The organism is Streptomyces sp. NPDC005925, assembly GCF_040638805.1.
Taxonomy (GTDB): Bacteria; Actinomycetota; Actinomycetes; order Streptomycetales; family Streptomycetaceae; genus Streptomyces.
This window is the reverse complement of the sequence record NZ_JBEXVL010000006.1, coordinates 248,897-264,169: the sequence shown is the minus strand read 5'-3', so window position 1 is coordinate 264,169 and position 15,273 is coordinate 248,897. Positions and strand designations below refer to the sequence as shown.

Sequence of the window (15,273 nt, the reverse complement as noted above, 5' to 3'; positions counted from 1 at the left end):
TCAGGTCCAGTACGCCACGACGTCGTCGGCGATATTTCCGATGAAGCGGCCCGCGGAGAGCCGGCGCCCCGCCCGCACGCTGGAGACACCGTGAATGAAGCTGGAGTTCAGGAAGTACGCATCACCCTGGTTGAGCTGGACCGTGAGGGTCTCCACTCCTTCCAGTTCCTCGAGCGGATACGGGTAGCCGGTGCCCACGAGCCCTAGGCGGGCGCGGCAGGCGTCGTCCGGGTTGATGTTCCAGACCTTCAGGGACCCACCCGCGTCACTGGATTCGAGCACCGCGTTGTAGGACACGACATGGCGAACGTTCGCGATCTCGTAGTCGTCCCTCCTGGCGGCGTCGAGCTGGGCCGTGTCGTCGTGGGGCAGCAGTGACATCTGCCCGTTGTCGAGCCAGCGGCGCAGCGTGATGAAGCCGGCCGGCATGTTCTTGAATCTGCTGCTGCGGAAGACGACGCCCTTCTTCGCGAACGTCTTCTCGAGCAGAACGGTGTTGAACATGGCCTCGATGTCGCTCTGGGCGACGTCCTCGAAGAGGTCCAGGCTCATCGACGAGGTCTTGATGACCTCACGCACGTACTCCTCGCCGGAACGCGAGAACTGCGTGGCGCCGATCTGGTTGGTGTTGACGTACCCGTCTCCCGAGCGGTTGCCACCGCCGGTCGTGGACAGGAGGCGATCGAAGTTCTCCACGACCTTCGCGGCTGCCGTACCGCTGAACGCGTCGCGTACGACATACACGATGGCGCCCTTGTGATGACCCTGCATAATGATGTCGTGCATGATGGCCGGGTCGGCGTCGGCCTTTTTTGTCTCGACGTAGGAGAAATGCTCGTCCACGCGGGTACCGGTCAGCGGACCAGCCGAAATCGAATTTATCATCTTCCCTCCGGGTCAGATGAACAGGGGTGCGTACAGCATTCCACCCTGTGTCCTGAGGTGATTGGCCTTGCGTTCTTGCTTGAGTGCCGAACTCATGCCGAGATTGCGTTCGAAGATGTCGGAGTAGCTCCCGACCTTCTCAAGGATGAGAGAGGTGAAGTCGGGTTGCAGTCCGAGTTTCTCCACGGTTCTGGCAGAAGGGCGGAGAAATGAGCGCAGATATGGCGTGGCCGACTCTTCTTCGGCGGTCGGGAGAGAATGCTGGGTCAGGCCGAGGTTGTCCGCCTCGATGACAGCGAAGAGTGCCCATCTGATGGCTCTGACCAGATCCCAGTCCGCGCTCCGCGCGACGGGGGACATCGCCTCGAGAGACACCTGTTCACGGAGAAAGACATGGTTGTCGATTTCTCCGCTGCTGGAGAGCTCACCGGCCAGCAGGTAGGAATCGAGGCAGTAGACGCTTGCCTCTCCCGAGAGGTACCCGGCCAGAGCATCCTGCGGGGTGCGGTAGAGCACCGGGGTGTAGTCGATGTTGTCGCGACGGCACAAGCGCGACACGTTCTCGGCGGTGGTCGAGCCTGCCAGCATCCCGATCCTGGCGCTCTTCACCTCCCGGATGGAGAGGTCCGATCCGGCGCCGTGCCTGAGGTTCTCGGGTCTGGTGGCGAACACTTCGCCGTCGTGAAGTACGGGGTGTATGAACGTCAGCCCGTGCTCGGCCTCACGCGTGTAGGTGATGCTGGCGTTGTAGGACCCCATGTCGATGCGCTGTTCCGCCAGCGCCTCGAACCTCTCCGCGGAGGTCAGTGGTACGAATTCGATGGCTTCGGCGTCGCCCAACAATGCCACGGCGACCGCCCGTGCCATATCGACATCGAAACCGGTCCAGGTGGACCGCTTGTCGTCGTATAAGGAAAGCCCGTGGAAACCAAGGCTTGTCCCGACTCTTATCTTCCCCCTGCAGCGTATTCGCTCCAGGGACAAACCCCCCGATAAACCCATCGTCCTTTGCGCTTCCCTTCGCGGTCATCCGTGATGCAGTGGAAACGTATGGGATAGAACGCAGCCTCCGCACGCGGTGGCTGCGCCGACAAGTTAGCACGGGCCTCCATCATCCAGGAAGTCTTGACGGTGCAGACCGAAATTAAATAGAGGCAGGCGGTTCCGTTTTTGCGGTGCGTCCACCGGGGGTGGCGGAGTGTCACCGAATCGTGGTGCGCGGGCCGGGGACAATCGAGTCAAAGAGCAATGGGGACCGAGTTGCTCCCCATTTCCGTCCGCCGGCCGTCTTCTGGAAGCGCGGCGTCCGCTATCGGCATTCCGGTGGTTCTGTTCGGAGTTGCACCGACCGTCCTCACCGCACCACCGGGCACGTCCCGGCGAGGTGTCCTGGTGATGTCTCGCAGGCAATGCACGCCAGGAGCTCGAGTGCTTGTCACTCGTATCCCCTCGTCCGCCATTCGGGTGCGGCGGCCGACCCCCGGAAGCCGCCGGCCGCGGTCGCGTCACCCGGGCCGCAGCGGTGTATCCCGGTCCCGACCGACGGTGCGGGGCAACCATGCGGCCGGCCCAGGAGTCACCTCTGTGGACACAGTCCCAACCGAGGTGAAGAGGGTCGACGTGCGGAAAAGACTTCAGGCAGCCACCACCGTGGCCGTGCTCGCGGCATGCGGCCTGGCACTGCCCCTCGCGGCTCCCGCATCCGCCGTCGGCGCCACAGCCGACGACTTCAACGGCGACGGCTACAAGGACCTGGTGGTCGCCACACCCAAGGCCACGGTGAACGGACAGACACAGGCCGGGCAGCTGACCGTCCTGTACGGCTCGGCCTCCGGCGTCTCGACCAGCCGTTCCTCACTGATCAGTCAGAACACCGCAGGAGTTCCGGGCACGGCGGAGGCGTACGACAAGTTCGGCACGTCCTACGCCACGGGCGACCTCGACGGTGACGGCTACACCGACCTGGCTGTCGGCGTGCCGTCGGAGGAGGCAACGGCCGCTCCCGACTTCGGCATCGTCCAGATCCTGTGGGGTGGCTCCAGGGGGCTCGTCAACGGTGCGCTGACCGTGTACGCGGCGCCGGACTCGTCGTCCCGCTACCTGTACGGCTCCACCCTCGCGGTCGGCGACTTCGACGGCGACGGCCGCGATCAGCTCGCCGTCACCGGTTACTCCGGAATCTCGGTGTTCGGAGACGGATTCACCCGGAACACGGCTCCGGCCCAGACCGACCTGTCGACCGGCCCCTCCGGGGCGACCCGGGGAAGCGGATCGGTCGTGGCGGGCGACTTCGACGGCGACGGCGCCGACGATCTGGTCGTCTCGGGGGACAACGACTACGAGGACGACGAGCACGGGGAAACGGGCGTGTGGCTCGGCTACTACGCGGGCGGCGCCGACGGCATGACGTTCACCGACAATCCCGCGAGCGTGCCGCTCACCGCCGCCCACGCACGGGCGGCGGGCGACTTCGACAAGGACGGGTACGACGACCTGGTCACCTACGGACAGGGGGCCTCGGGAGCGGGCGCCATCTCCGTCCACTACGGCGGCACCGGCGGTATCCCGGGCAGCACGCGCAGCCGGCTGATCGACCAGGACACCGCGGGGGTCCCGGGTTCGAACGAGTCGGGCGACGGCTTCGGCCGCGCCGTCTCCGTCGGCGACGTCAACGGCGACGGCTACGCGGATGCGGCGGTGGGCGTGTCCGCCGAGGCTGTCGGCACCCTCGAGTACGCCGGAGCGGTCTCGCTGCTCAAGGGTTCGGCCTCCGGACTGACCGGCACCGGTGCCCAGTCCTTCACGCAGAACACCACGAATGTGCCCGGCACCGTCGAGTTCGCAGACCAGATGGGATCGGGTCTCCGGCTTCAGGACCTGAACGGCGACGGCCGGGCGGACCTCACCGCCGCCGCCCGCGGCGAAGACGTCTTCGACGACGACGTCCACTACTCCGACGGTGCCGACTGGATCCTGCGCGGCAGCGCCTCGGGGCTCACGACGTCCAGCGCGGTGTCGTTCAGCGAGAAGGCGTTCGGCCTGACCTACCGCAACAAGTCCTTCGGATCGGTACTCGGAGGCTGACCGGACGGCGGACGGCGCGCGACGAACGGCAGAGTCGTCGGAGGGCGGAACACCCCCTCGGGCAGACCACCTGCCCCGCGCACACCAACTGCCTGCCCGATCCTGGCTGACCGCGCGACATATCGCCGAGGCGAACACGGCAACGCCCTTGCACGGTCCAGCGCCCCACGCCCAGGGACCCAACGTCAGCTGATGTCCGCCGACGACTGCTCCACTACGGCATGGTCAGCCGTTTTCGTCCAGGTATTCGACCAGCGCCCTGCCCGCGCGGAACGCAGCGTCACGGCCATCGCTGCGGAAACTGCCGAAGCTGCCGAGGACGACCGATTCGTCGTGCTTGAGAGCTTGAGCGATCGTGCCCGGATACTCGACGGTGCCGAAGAGCGCGTCGATCACCCGCTCGACGTCCGCGACGTCGAGCGGCCGGGTGCCATGATGGACGGCTTTCTCAGCGGTCGCCTCGACCAAACGTGCCTTGTCCACGTGCCATTCCCTTGTCCAGGTCTGCCCTACGTCTGTCTCGATCACGGCATCGGGATCGCGTAGTTCTCCGGCTTCCGGAACGTCACGAGGTCCCGACACACAGGCAATGCCCTTGAGGCCCCACTGTGACGATGGACCGTGAGTCCAGCCTGCCTCCAAAGCGCCCGCCTCGCCACCGCCTGCCTGGTTCCGGTGTCAGTCGCCGGCGGTATCGCACGGTGCCGATGCTGCGGTGGTGAGAGCGCGGTGACGTACTCGGACGAGGACGATCAGCACGGTCACGCAGAGCAGGGCGACGACGCCTGCGAAGTACTGGACTGCGGCGAGAAGTCCGGCAACGGTGGCGAGGAAGCCGACTCCGATGACGGGCAGGCCGACGCCGAGGTAGACAATCACGTAGAAGCCGGACAGCACCTCGGCGTGACGATCGACGGTGGCTGCTTGGCTGACCGCGGTGAGGCCGCCCAGGAACGCCAGCCCCTGCCCGATACCGGCGACCACCGTCGCGATGAGCAGCAGCGTCAGCGAGGACACGCTCCCCGCGAGGGCGAGCAGCACCAGTCCGGCAGCCAGCAACGGGAGGCCGGTCAGCTCCAGGGCCCGGGCCGGCCGTCCGTAGGCGACGAGCTGGGCGAGCACGGAGCAGACCAGCATCAGGGCCACGGCCGCGCCGCCCAGGAAAAGATTCTCGCTGCCCGACAGGGTGGTCACGTAGGTGGGGATCAGCGTGAGGAACAGTCCGACGACGGCGAAGGCGAGACAACTGGCCGTTCCACTGGTGGCGAAAACTGCCCGCATCGCGGCGGGAATCGCGGGTCGGCGGGGTCGCCATCGAGCCGCTGGGCGGGTCGTCGGCAGGGCGGTGATCGCTGCTGCCGCCGGTACCAGCAGCACGATGTCCGCGACGAACGGCAGCACATGCGGTGCCGGAGCATACTGAGCAAGCAGGCCGGCGAGCACGGGGCCGAGGCCGAGGCCGCCCATGGAAGCCACGGTCGACACCAGCGCGGCCTTGCGCCGGTTGCCGGAGGGTTCCAGTTCCGCCAGCGATGCGGTCAAGGGCCCCGAGGCCGCGCCGAGCGCGAGGCCCTGCAGGATGCGTGCCGCGAAGAGCCACTCGGTGTCCGCGGCGAGGGCGAAGACCAGCGATCCCAGTGCGGCCAGGGCTACCGCTGGCAGCAGCACCTTCCGGCGGCCGACCGCATCCGACAACGGTCCCGCTACCAGCAGGGACGGGATCAGGGCGCCGACGTATGCCGCGAAGATCAGTGTGGCGACCAGCGGTGAGAAGCCGAACCGCGCCTCATAGCCTTGGTACAAGGGCGTAGGCAGGTTCGTGCCGGTCAGCAGGATCAGCAGCGCGTAGGCAGCACCCCAGAATCTCCGCCTCGCACCGGGTCTGGTCTGCTTGTCCTGATCTGTGCCGGGTGAGCCCGAGGGCTCGGCCCGGCGGTCGCGGCACGGTGTCCGACCGCTGCGTGCAGCGGGAAGGCGGTCGAGGGGCATCCATTCCTCCACGGGGAGCATGTTCGGGTTTTCCGAACATAGCAGATGTTCGCCCACCCCGAACATGATTGGCTATGCTGCGGGTATGGCCAGCCGTACCGCGACGAAACTCGTGCACCCCGACCGCGCCCACCTGCGGTTCACCGCCGTCCTGGCCGCCCTGAGCGACCCGGTGCGACTGGCCATCGTCGCCCGGCTCGCAGAGGTCGAAGCAGATGGTGAACTGGCGTGCACGACATTCGCACTGCCGGTCAGCAAGTCCACCCAGAGCGGCCATTTCAAGGTCCTTCGGGAAGCAGGCGTGATCCGCCAGCGGGATGAGGGAACCCGGCGGCTGAACCAGCTCCGCCGTGAAGATCTCGACGCCCGTTTCCCCGGCCTCCTGGATATCGCCGTTCCACAGGGGCGCGATGTCATGGCCAGTTGGTGACGACACCGGTCATCCATACCGCCGACACCGCGGGTCGCGGTGCCCGCGTACGCAGACGGCTGTCCCGCTTCACCCCTCACCCGGAAAACCGTCACCGGTGAACAGCGTCGCGCCTTCACCGGTTGGCACCCGCGCCTTCGTGCCCGCCCTGCGTACCGGTGGCCGGCTCCTCCTTCTCAGCGCAGTTGCTCGGCCAGTCCGACGATGATGCCCTCCGGCCCGCGGACGTAGCAGAGGAGATAGCTGTCCTCGAACCGGGCGATCTCGCCGACGAGCTCGGCGCCGTGAGGGCGCAGGCGGGCAACGGTGTCCTCGATGTCGTCGACGGCGAACATGACGCGGTGCGTGCCCAGGATGTTGTGCGGCCGGTCGCGCGGCCCGGCGCTGATCACCGCGGGGCTGCGGTACTGCGCCAGCTCGAGCCGGCTGTGACCGTCCGGGGTCCGGATCATCGCGATGTCGCAGCGGACGCCGTCGAGTCCGGTGCACTGGTCGGCGAAGAGGCCCTCGACCTCCCCCCTGCCCTCCAGCTCCATACCGAGTTCCACGAAGAACGCGATGGCGGCATCCATGTCCCCGACGACGATGCCGACGTTGTCCATCCGCTGAATCGCCATGCCGGCTTCTCCTCCTGCTCGTGCGGCCGGTGGTGGCCGCTTGGTGTCCCGGGGACGGAGCCGGCGGCACGTTCTCGACATCCTCAGACCGCCGGACTCCGAAGAATCCGGCTCGCGCCCCAGCACCGTTACAGCAGACCCGCGAGCCGGGCGCCACCAGCGAGGGTAGGTGCGGCGCAGGTGGCCGCATCCACGAAGACGATCAGCCGCAGCGTGCCGTCTCCGCTTTTCCATGCTTCCTCGACGATTCGCAGAGTGCGCCCTTGAGCGTTGCGCGTCCCCCATCCCCGCGCATCCGGGGTGACCTCAGACCTCACCCATGGCGACGTCCCGGTCCCCTCCCATCACGGCGCTCGCGCCACCGACGGCCGGTGTCACTGCTCGGGGCGTGAGGACGACGACTACCGGCAGTACGCGAAGAAGCGGAGGTCAGGGGTGGGGAGAGCGGGTCGGTGAACTCTTCCGGTGGCGGATGTGGGGAAATCCTGCATCCTCCGGCTACTCACCGGAATGGCCGGACCTGGGCTTTCCTCGCCGTCCGGAGCTCACCGCGCCTGATTACCCCACGCTGACCAGCGACAATGCAGGATTCCGCCATTGACTGGCTGAAAAGCGCTGGTTAGCTTCATCGCATGACCCAGCAAGCCCTCAAGGGCACCGTCGACGAGCTGGACCGCCGCGTCATCGCAGCGCTCCAGCTCAACGGTCGTGCCCCGTGGAGCGCGGTGGGGCGCTGGGTGGGTGCCAGCGAGACCACCGCCCAGCGCCGCTACACGGCCCTGCGGGAGCGGGGACTGCTGAGAGTGTCCGGCACTCTGGAACTGGACCGGACACGGGAGGGATCCTCCATGCTGGTCCGGGTCCAGACCCGCCCCGGTCGCGGGCTGGAGGCCGCGGCCCGGTTCAGCGAGAGCCCCGACGTCCGCTTCGTGGCCGTCGTCACCGGATCGGCCGACCTCGTCGTCGACTTCGTTGCCCGTGACAACGAGGAGATGATGCGGATGCTGTTCACCGATCTCCCGGCGACCGACCTCATCACGAGTACCGAGGTGGTTCCCGTCATCCGGTCCTTCACCTCGGCGGCGATGTGGGACACCGGTTTGCTCCCGGCCGCAGCAGCCGCCGACCTGCGGCCCGCTTCGTCTTCCGTCGACCGCACCGACCGGGACCGCGCGCCACAAGCGCTCACCCCGCTCGAGCAGGAGATCGCCGCGGCGTTGAGGGAGGACGGCCGGGCGCAGGTCAGTGTCCTCGCCCGGCGCCTGGACCGTGCCGAATCCAGCGTCGCGCGCGCCATGGACCGGCTCATCTCCCGCGGCGTCCTCCAGTTCCGTACCCTCGTCGAACCGTCCCTCCTCGGCTTCGACGCGGAGTTCATGGTGTGGCTCTCCATCGAACCCGGACAGCTGGACGCGGCGGGCAGGCAGCTCGTCAAGCATCCGGGGACGAAATTCCTCAGCGCGGCCACCGGGCGTTTCAACCTCGTCGGGCACATGGTGCTGCCCCGGCGCGCGGATCTGTACCCGTACACCAGCGATGTCATCGGGTCGCTGCCCGGACTTGTCGCCTCCGACGTGACGCTGCACCTCGCCACCATGAAGTACTCCTGGTACCGGATGGGCCGACCCGCCTGAACCGCCGGACCCGCACACCACACTCTGCCGCGCCGCGGCCCCCCTCTCCCTCCCCCAGCACGTACAACCCCCGTGGAGTCACCATGTCCTCAGAAGACCCCGGCCTGCCCGCGGAGAGCTGGCGCTGGCCGGAGACCATGTGGCGAGGTCACGTCGATGCCGTACGCGCCGGCCGGCGCCTGGTTCCCGACGGCTGGCCCGGTGACGCGCGCATCGCCGTCGCTTTGTCGTTCGACTCCGACCACGAGACGATCCCCCTGCGCGACGGCGAGACCAGTCCGGGCCGGCTGGCCCAGGGCGAATACGGCGCCCGCGTCGGTGCCACGAGAATCCTGAAGCTGCTGGCGCGCCACGGAGTGCCCGCCACGTTCTTCATGCCGGCTGTTTCCGCCCTCCTCCACCCCGAGGAAGCCCGCGCCTACACCAGGGACGGGCACGAGCTGGCCGTCCACGGCTGGATTCACGAGCGGAACATGCTCCTGGGGCGCGAGGACGAGCGGGAGCTGACCGCACGCGCCCTGGAAACCCTCACCACGCTGACCGGGCAGCGCCCGGTCGGCATCCGGACTCCTTCGTGGGACTTCTCCGCATCCACTCTCGACATCATGCTCGAGCTCGGGTTCGCCTACGACTCCTCACTCATGGCCGACGACGAGCCCTACGAGATCGTCGCCGGGGGGCGCTCCACCGGTCTGGTCGAGATCCCTGTCGACTGGATCCGGGACGACGCGCCGTACTTCACGATGGATCGCTACGGCTCCGTCCGCCCCCACAGCCGGCCCCGTGACGTGGGAGAGATCTGGCGGGACGAGTTCGACGCCGCCTACCGCGACGGCGGAGTCTTCCAGCTCACGCTGCACCCGCACGTCATCGGTCACCGTTCACGCCTGGTCGTGCTGCGCGAGCTGCTCGATCACATCACGGCGCACCGCGGGGTCTGGTTCGCCACGCACGCCCAGCTCGCCGACGCCGCGCGCGGCGTACTGCACAGCCCGACCACAGCCCGTCCCGTCCCCTCGGAGCGCACGCCATGAACACCAGATCTGACATGTCCGCCGGGTCTCAGAACGAAGAGGGCGGCGTGTCCGCCCCGGGGAAGCTGAGCGGCGGCCAGCGCAAGGCCATCGTCGCAGGCACCATCGGCAACACCGTCGAATGGGTGGACTGGGCGCTGTACTCGATCTTCGCGAAGATCATCGCGGACGAGTTCTTCCCCACGGGGGACGGGGCAGTCGCCCTGCTGTCGACTCTCGCCGTGTTCGCGGTCGGGTTCGTCATGCGCCCCGTGGGCGCCGCGATACTCGGCGCCTACGCCGACCGCCACGGCCGCAAGAAGGGCATGACACTCACCGTCGGCCTCATGGCGGGGGCCGGCTTCCTGATCGCCATCACCCCCTCCTACGAGCAGATCGGTGTCCTCTCGCCGCTGCTGCTCCTCGTCGCCCGCCTCGTGCAGGGCTTCTCCGCCGGCGGCGAGTTCGGTTCGTCCTCCGCTTTCCTCGTCGAGTCCGCGGCCCGGGGCCGCCGTGCCTTCGCCGGTTCCTGGCAGCAGGTGTCGGTCGCCGGCGGCGTCCTGATCGCCTCGCTCCTGGGCACCCTCACCACGTCGTGGCTCAGCGACGGTGCCCTGCACTCCTGGGGATGGCGTGTCGCGTTCGTCTTCGGGGCGCTGCTCGGACTGGTGGGCCTGTGGCTGCGCGTCGCGGTCGACGACACCGAGTCCTTCGCCCAGACCCAGGTCAGCGGCCGGACCCGCGCCAACCCGGTCAAGGCGATGTTCGTGGAGCACCCCGCGGCCACGCTGCGGGTCGCCGGGATCACGATCGCCGGCACGCTCACCTACTACATCTGGGTCAACTACCTGCCCACCTACGCGAACCTGACCACCGGCATCCCGCTGAAGACGGCACTGCTCTCGCAGACCCTGTGCCTGATCGTCTTCGTGTGCGCGCTGCCCTTCGCCGGGAAGCTTTCGGACCGGCTCGGACGCAAGCCGACGATGGCGGGCTTCGCCGGCGGGTTCGTCGTCCTTGCCTGGCCGCTGCTGCACCTGCTGGGCAACAGCTTCCTCAGCCTGTTCCTGGTCCAGCTCGTGGGCATGATGCTCATCCTGGGCTACTCCGCCAACTGCGCCGTCATCATGGCCGAGCAGTTCCCCGCGGAGGTCCGGGCCACCGGCATCGCCCTGCCCTACGCACTGGCCGTCGCGGTCTTCGGAGGCACGGCACCGTACGTCACGACGTGGCTGCACGAGAGCGGCCACAGCGACCTGCTGTGGATCTATGTGGCCGTCGCTTCGCTGATCTCCCTCGTCGTCTACCTCACGATGCCCGAGACCAAGGACAAGGAGTTCAAGTGACGCGCCACATTCTCATCACCGGGGCCGCGGGCGGGATCGGCAGCGCGATCGCCGAGGCGTTCGCCGCTCAGGGCGCGTCGCTCACGCTCACCGACCGCGACCACGAAGCGCTCCGGGCCACGGCCGCCCGCTTCGGTTCCGGCGCCGCGACCCGGACCGCCGACCTGGCCGATTCCGGTGAGTCGACCGCCCTCGTCGAAGAGGCATGGGCGGCGAACGGCCCGGTGGACGTCCTGGTCAACGCTGCGGGCATCTACCCCTCCCTGGACATGGCCGAGGTCTCCGCGACGGCCTGGGACCGGCTGTTCGCCGTCAATGTGCGCGCCCCCGTCCTGACCACCGCGGCTCTCGCACGCCTCGCCGTGGCGGAAGGCCGGCCCGGCTGCGTCGTCAACATCTCCTCCGGCTCCGCCCTGCGCTCACGCCCGGGCGGCGGACCGTACGCCAGCTCGAAGGCGGCCCTCGAGATGGCCACCCGGGCCGCCGCCCTCGAGCTGGGCGGCCACGCCATTCGCGTCAACGCGGTCAGCCCCGGCTTCGTCCTGGTCGACAGCGACTGCAACCCCGTCTCCGCCGAGTACGCCCGGGCCATCGGCGTCAACCCGCTGGGGCGCCCCGGAACGCCCGCGGACATCGCCCGCGCCGTGTGCTGGCTCGCCGGACCTGAAGCCTCCTGGATCACGGGGGAAATCCTCCGCGTCGACGGCGGGTCGAGCACCGGGGCTCTTCATCTTCCCCGGATCTGGCAGGCCGACGAGACCCGCGCCACCGCATCCTCCGCACCCCTCGCGGCCGTCACCACGACAGAGGAACACGCCCGATGAGCGACAACAGCCCGGATCGGACCGCCTACACGATCGTGGGCGCGGGAGCGATCGGCGGCACTCTCGCCTTCGCCCTCGCCCGCGCGGGCCACCCCGTCACCCTCGTCGACACCGACCGCGCGCACGTCGACGCCATCCGCGCCCACGGTCTCGTCCTCGCCGACGGCGATCGCCGCACGAGTCTCACGGTCACCGCCACCACTCCCGACGAGTTCACCGGGCCGCTCGAACGTGTCCTGCTCGCGGTGAAGGCACAGGCCACCAAGGGCGCCGTCGACTGGATCGCCCCCCGCCTGGCCCCGGACGGCTACGTCGTCTCCGTGCAGAACGGCTTCAACGAGGACCTGATCGCCGGGCTCATCGGCGCCGACCGCACCGTCGCGGCGTTCGTCAACATCTTCGCCGACGTGGCCGAGCCCGGAGTGATCCAGGACGGCGGCCCGGGAGCCCTCGTCATCGGCGAGCCCCACGGTTCCCCCGTCAGCGACCGCGTCCGCGCCCTGGTCGCCGACTTGCAGAGCTGGGGTCCCGCCCGGGCCAGCGACAACGTCGAGGGCTACCTGTGGGCCAAGGCCGGATTCGGCGCCATGCTCGCCGCCACGGCCCTCGCCGACGCGCCCATGGCCGACCTCATCGACCGCCACCGTCCGGCCATGGCCGGGATCGCAGCGGAGATATTCGCCGTGGCCGACCGGCGCGGCATCACGCTCGAGGCGTTCGACGCGTTCGACCCCCACCCCTTCCGGCAGGGGGCGGACACCACGGAGCGCGAGGCCGCCTTCGACCGTCTCACCGGCTGGCTGCGCACCCAGCCGAAGGACCGCAGCGGCATCTGGCGCGACCTGGCCGTCCGCCACCGTCCGGTCGAGGTCACCACCCACTACGGCGACGTCATCGCGTACGCCACGGACCTGGGGCTGCCCACAGCCCTCCTGCGGACCGTCCTGGACGGGCTGCGCGAACTGGAAGGCGCACCACAGAAGATGTCCGAAGCCCGGCTTGACGAGCTCGACCGGCTCACCCGGCAGCCCGCGGTCCGGGACCTCCCCGACGGCGAACAGGCCACGGCCGTCCGGCGCTGGCTGGAACACCACCGGGAGGACATGGTCGCCGACCTGGCCGCCTACACCGCACAGGGCAGTGCCAGCGACGACCTGGGCGCCCTGGACACCTGCCTCGCCTGGCTGCGCCAGTGGCTCGACCAGCATCTGGGAACCCCGGAGACGGAGGAGATCCTGCCGCGCGCCGAGGCCGGCGACATCATGATCCGCCGGTACCCGGCGCGCGGTGCCACCGCGGCCGACGAGCGCCCGGTCATGCTGGTGGGCCACTACGACACCGTCTGGCCGACCGGCACCCTGGACACCTGGCCCTTCCACCGGGAGGGCGACGCCATCAGCGGGCCCGGCGTCTTCGACATGAAGGCCGGCCTCGTCCAGGCTGTCTGGGCCCTGCGCGCGCTCGACACGCTGGGTCTGCCCCGGCCGGCCGTCACCCTCGTGCTCAACGGCGACGAGGAGACCGGCAGTCTCGCCTCCCACGAGGCCATCGTCGAGACGGGCCGCGACCACCGCCTCGCCATGGTCTTCGAAGGCGCCGCCGACGGCGCCATCAAAACCGCCCGCAAGGGGGTCGGCCTGTTCACCCTCACCGTCACCGGCACCGAGGCCCACGCGGGACTGGACCCCACCGCCGGAGCCAGCGCGGTGGACGAACTCGCCCGCCAGATCCTGCGCCTGACGGAGCTGCGCGACCACGCCGCCGGGACCTCCCTCAACGTCGGAGTGATCGAAGGAGGCACGCGCAGCAATGTCACGGCCGGCCGCGCCTGCGCCCGCCTGGACGTCCGCGTGTCCACCGCCGCCGAACAGGAACGCATGACTCAGGCCCTCGCAGACCTGCGCCCCGTCGACACCCGCACCCGGCTGGCGGTCACGGGAGACTGGAACCGCCCGGTCTTCGAACGCAGTGAACACGTCGCGGAACTCGCGGACCTGGCGAAGGCCTGTGCCCGACGGCTCGGACACGACCTCGCGGAGGCGTCGGTCGGCGGAGCGAGCGACGGCAACTTCCTCGCGGCAGCCGGTGTGCCGGTCCTGGACGGCATCGGAGCGGTCGGACAGGGCGCACACGCCCGTTCGGAAGGCACCTGCGTCTCCGGCATGGTCACCCGGGCCGCGCTGGCGGCCACCGTCCTCGCGGCACTCGCCGAAAAGTGACCTCTGCCGGACGGGAGGACGGACAGCGCGTCGCCGGCTGTCCTCCCGGCGGGCCGTGGGCGGGGCCGGCTGAGGCGGTCGAGGCCGCGCGGTGCGTGCTACCGGCCCGTTCACGGGGCATGCGGACGGGTGGCAAGCCGCACTCGCCGCCCGACCGGAGGAGCCGACGCATCATGGGAACCGCCGTCCACGTCCCGCAGACCCGGGACATGCTCGGAGAGGAACTCTCCGGCGACGAAGCCCTGACCGCCCTGCGCCGGTACGGGGGTCTGCGGTTGCTCGCCGACTCCTTCACCCGCTTCCGCTACGCGGACGGCTTCACCAACGCGCGGGCACTCGCCTTCCAGATGGTGATCGGCCTGGTTCCCTTCACCGTCGTGCTCGTCGGGCTGGCGACCTCGGTGCACACCGAGGGCGTCGGCGAGGTCGTCGAGCTCACCCTCGGCCGGATCGTGCCGGGCGCCGGCGCGGAGGTGGTGCAGAACGCGTTCGAGGGGACCCGCCGCAGTGCCGACAGCGACGTGTGGAGCACGCTGGCGCTGTGGCTGGGCCTGGCCTTCGCCCTGCTCAACCTCGCCTCGGCGATGGGTCAGATCGAACGGGGCGCCAACCGCATCTACGGCATAGAGCGCGACCGCCCCCTCCCCCGCAAGTACACCCGGGCGCTGCTGCTCGCCCTCACCGCCGGCCTGCCCATGGTGCTGGGTTTCGTGGTGCTCGTCGCCGGTGAGGCCGTGGGCGACGCCGTCACCCGCTCCCTCGGCGAGCCGGCCGGTTCCGGCTGGTGGGGCTTCCTCGAGGTGCCGGCGGGACTGCTGCTGGCCTGGGTCGCCTCGGCCGTGATCCTGCGCTGGTCGCCGCGCCGCGACCAGCCCGGCTACACGTGGCTGGCCTTCGGTTCCGCGGTCCACCTCGTGCTGTGGGTCTCGGCGACCTGGCTGCTCGCGCTCTACGTCGGCAAGAGCGGAGCCTTCGGCGCGGTCTACGGTCCGCTCACCGCCTTCATCGCGCTGCTGCTGTGGGCCCATCTGACCGCCGTGGCGCTCTTCCTCGGCATCGCGTTCGCCGCCCAGCTGGAGGCCGCGAGGGCCGGGATACACGAGCCCGCGCGGCCCGACCCGGGACCGGGCGCCTGAGGGACGTCACGGGCTGACGAGTCGGTGCGTGACAGCGGGCGGGAGGCGTCCGGCCCGGTCGTGGCCTGTTCTCAGATGCTGCGGGGCGGTCGGGGA

General features: G+C 69.3%; 13 protein-coding genes. 8 read left to right on the top strand and 5 right to left on the bottom strand.

What is annotated here, in order from left to right; genetic code table 11:
* Both ABZ354_RS11300 and ABZ354_RS11295 read right to left on the bottom strand, forming a co-directional pair.
* Positions 1 to 843, bottom strand: a complete 843-nt coding sequence (locus ABZ354_RS11300) for a hypothetical protein (protein WP_358655351.1) — start codon at positions 841 to 843, stop codon at positions 1 to 3.
* 54 nt (positions 844 to 897) lie between these two features.
* Positions 898 to 1,887, bottom strand: coding sequence for a transporter substrate-binding domain-containing protein (locus ABZ354_RS11295; protein ID WP_358655349.1), 990 nt, complete (start codon positions 1,885 to 1,887; stop codon positions 898 to 900).
* A 582-nt stretch (positions 1,888 to 2,469) separates the two neighbouring features.
* On the opposite strand from ABZ354_RS11295, the gene ABZ354_RS11290 reads away from it, so the two are divergent.
* Positions 2,470 to 3,969: an FG-GAP repeat protein gene (locus ABZ354_RS11290; RefSeq protein WP_358655347.1), complete on the top strand. Its 1,500-nt coding sequence runs from the start codon at positions 2,470 to 2,472 to the stop codon at positions 3,967 to 3,969.
* A gap of 225 nt (positions 3,970 to 4,194) precedes the next feature.
* Here ABZ354_RS11290 and ABZ354_RS11285 read toward each other — a convergent pair whose 3' ends face one another.
* Positions 4,195 to 4,452, bottom strand: coding sequence for a hypothetical protein (locus tag ABZ354_RS11285; protein WP_358655345.1), 258 nt, complete (start codon positions 4,450 to 4,452; stop codon positions 4,195 to 4,197).
* A gap of 195 nt (positions 4,453 to 4,647) precedes the next feature.
* Positions 4,648 to 6,015, bottom strand: coding sequence for an MFS transporter (locus ABZ354_RS11280; RefSeq protein ID WP_358655343.1), 1,368 nt, complete (start codon positions 6,013 to 6,015; stop codon positions 4,648 to 4,650).
* A 28-nt stretch (positions 6,016 to 6,043) separates the two neighbouring features.
* Here ABZ354_RS11280 and ABZ354_RS11275 point away from each other — a divergent pair, with 28 nt between their 5' ends.
* Positions 6,044 to 6,388, top strand: coding sequence for a helix-turn-helix domain-containing protein (locus tag ABZ354_RS11275; RefSeq protein ID WP_358655341.1), 345 nt, complete (start codon positions 6,044 to 6,046; stop codon positions 6,386 to 6,388).
* Between the two features lie 176 nt (positions 6,389 to 6,564).
* Here the strand turns inward: ABZ354_RS11275 and ABZ354_RS11270 are convergent, their stop codons facing one another.
* A complete protein-coding gene (locus ABZ354_RS11270; protein ID WP_358655339.1) occupies positions 6,565 to 7,005 on the bottom strand; it encodes a VOC family protein in 441 nt (146 codons plus the stop codon).
* Positions 7,006 to 7,637: 632 nt separating this feature from the next.
* Between ABZ354_RS11270 and ABZ354_RS11265 the strand changes: the two genes are divergently transcribed.
* The 6 genes from ABZ354_RS11265 (at position 7,638) to ABZ354_RS11240 (ending at position 15,177) form a co-directional block, all read left to right on the top strand.
* The gene (locus tag ABZ354_RS11265; protein ID WP_358655337.1) at positions 7,638 to 8,639 is read left to right on the top strand and encodes an Lrp/AsnC family transcriptional regulator; all 1,002 of its coding nucleotides are present in this window, start codon (positions 7,638 to 7,640) and stop codon (positions 8,637 to 8,639) included.
* An 83-nt stretch (positions 8,640 to 8,722) separates the two neighbouring features.
* Positions 8,723 to 9,673, top strand: coding sequence for a polysaccharide deacetylase (locus ABZ354_RS11260; RefSeq protein WP_358655335.1), 951 nt, complete (start codon positions 8,723 to 8,725; stop codon positions 9,671 to 9,673).
* Positions 9,670 to 10,998 carry an MFS transporter gene (locus ABZ354_RS11255; RefSeq protein WP_358655333.1) on the top strand — a complete coding sequence of 443 codons (1,329 nt, stop codon included), beginning with the start codon at positions 9,670 to 9,672 and terminating at the stop codon, positions 10,996 to 10,998. The genes ABZ354_RS11260 and ABZ354_RS11255 overlap by 4 nt, the downstream gene beginning before the upstream one ends.
* Positions 10,995 to 11,822, top strand: a complete 828-nt coding sequence (locus tag ABZ354_RS11250; protein ID WP_358655331.1) for an SDR family oxidoreductase — start codon at positions 10,995 to 10,997, stop codon at positions 11,820 to 11,822. Before ABZ354_RS11255 ends, ABZ354_RS11250 begins: the two co-directional genes overlap by 4 nt.
* Complete coding sequence (locus ABZ354_RS11245) at positions 11,819 to 14,041, top strand: 2-dehydropantoate 2-reductase (protein ID WP_358655329.1); 2,223 nt, start codon at positions 11,819 to 11,821, stop codon at positions 14,039 to 14,041. The genes ABZ354_RS11250 and ABZ354_RS11245 overlap by 4 nt, the downstream gene beginning before the upstream one ends.
* Positions 14,042 to 14,214: 173 nt before the next feature.
* Positions 14,215 to 15,177, top strand: a complete 963-nt coding sequence (locus ABZ354_RS11240; protein WP_358655327.1) for a YihY/virulence factor BrkB family protein — start codon at positions 14,215 to 14,217, stop codon at positions 15,175 to 15,177.
* Positions 15,178 to 15,273 lie beyond the last annotated feature (96 nt).

Excerpts from the sequence above, each read along its gene's own strand:
- ABZ354_RS11295 (WP_358655349.1), bottom strand. The coding sequence starts at position 1,887 with ATGGGTTTATCGGGGGGTTTGTCCCTGGAGCGAATACGCTGCAGGGGG.
- ABZ354_RS11275 (WP_358655341.1), top strand. The coding sequence starts at position 6,044 with ATGGCCAGCCGTACCGCGACGAAACTCGTGCACCCCGACCGCGCCCAC.
- ABZ354_RS11270 (WP_358655339.1), bottom strand. The coding sequence starts at position 7,005 with ATGGCGATTCAGCGGATGGACAACGTCGGCATCGTCGTCGGGGACATG.
- ABZ354_RS11265 (WP_358655337.1), top strand. The coding sequence starts at position 7,638 with ATGACCCAGCAAGCCCTCAAGGGCACCGTCGACGAGCTGGACCGCCGC.
- ABZ354_RS11260 (WP_358655335.1), top strand. The coding sequence starts at position 8,723 with ATGTCCTCAGAAGACCCCGGCCTGCCCGCGGAGAGCTGGCGCTGGCCG.
- ABZ354_RS11255 (WP_358655333.1), top strand. The coding sequence starts at position 9,670 with ATGAACACCAGATCTGACATGTCCGCCGGGTCTCAGAACGAAGAGGGC.
- ABZ354_RS11245 (WP_358655329.1), top strand. The coding sequence starts at position 11,819 with ATGAGCGACAACAGCCCGGATCGGACCGCCTACACGATCGTGGGCGCG.
- ABZ354_RS11240 (WP_358655327.1), top strand. The coding sequence starts at position 14,215 with ATGGGAACCGCCGTCCACGTCCCGCAGACCCGGGACATGCTCGGAGAG.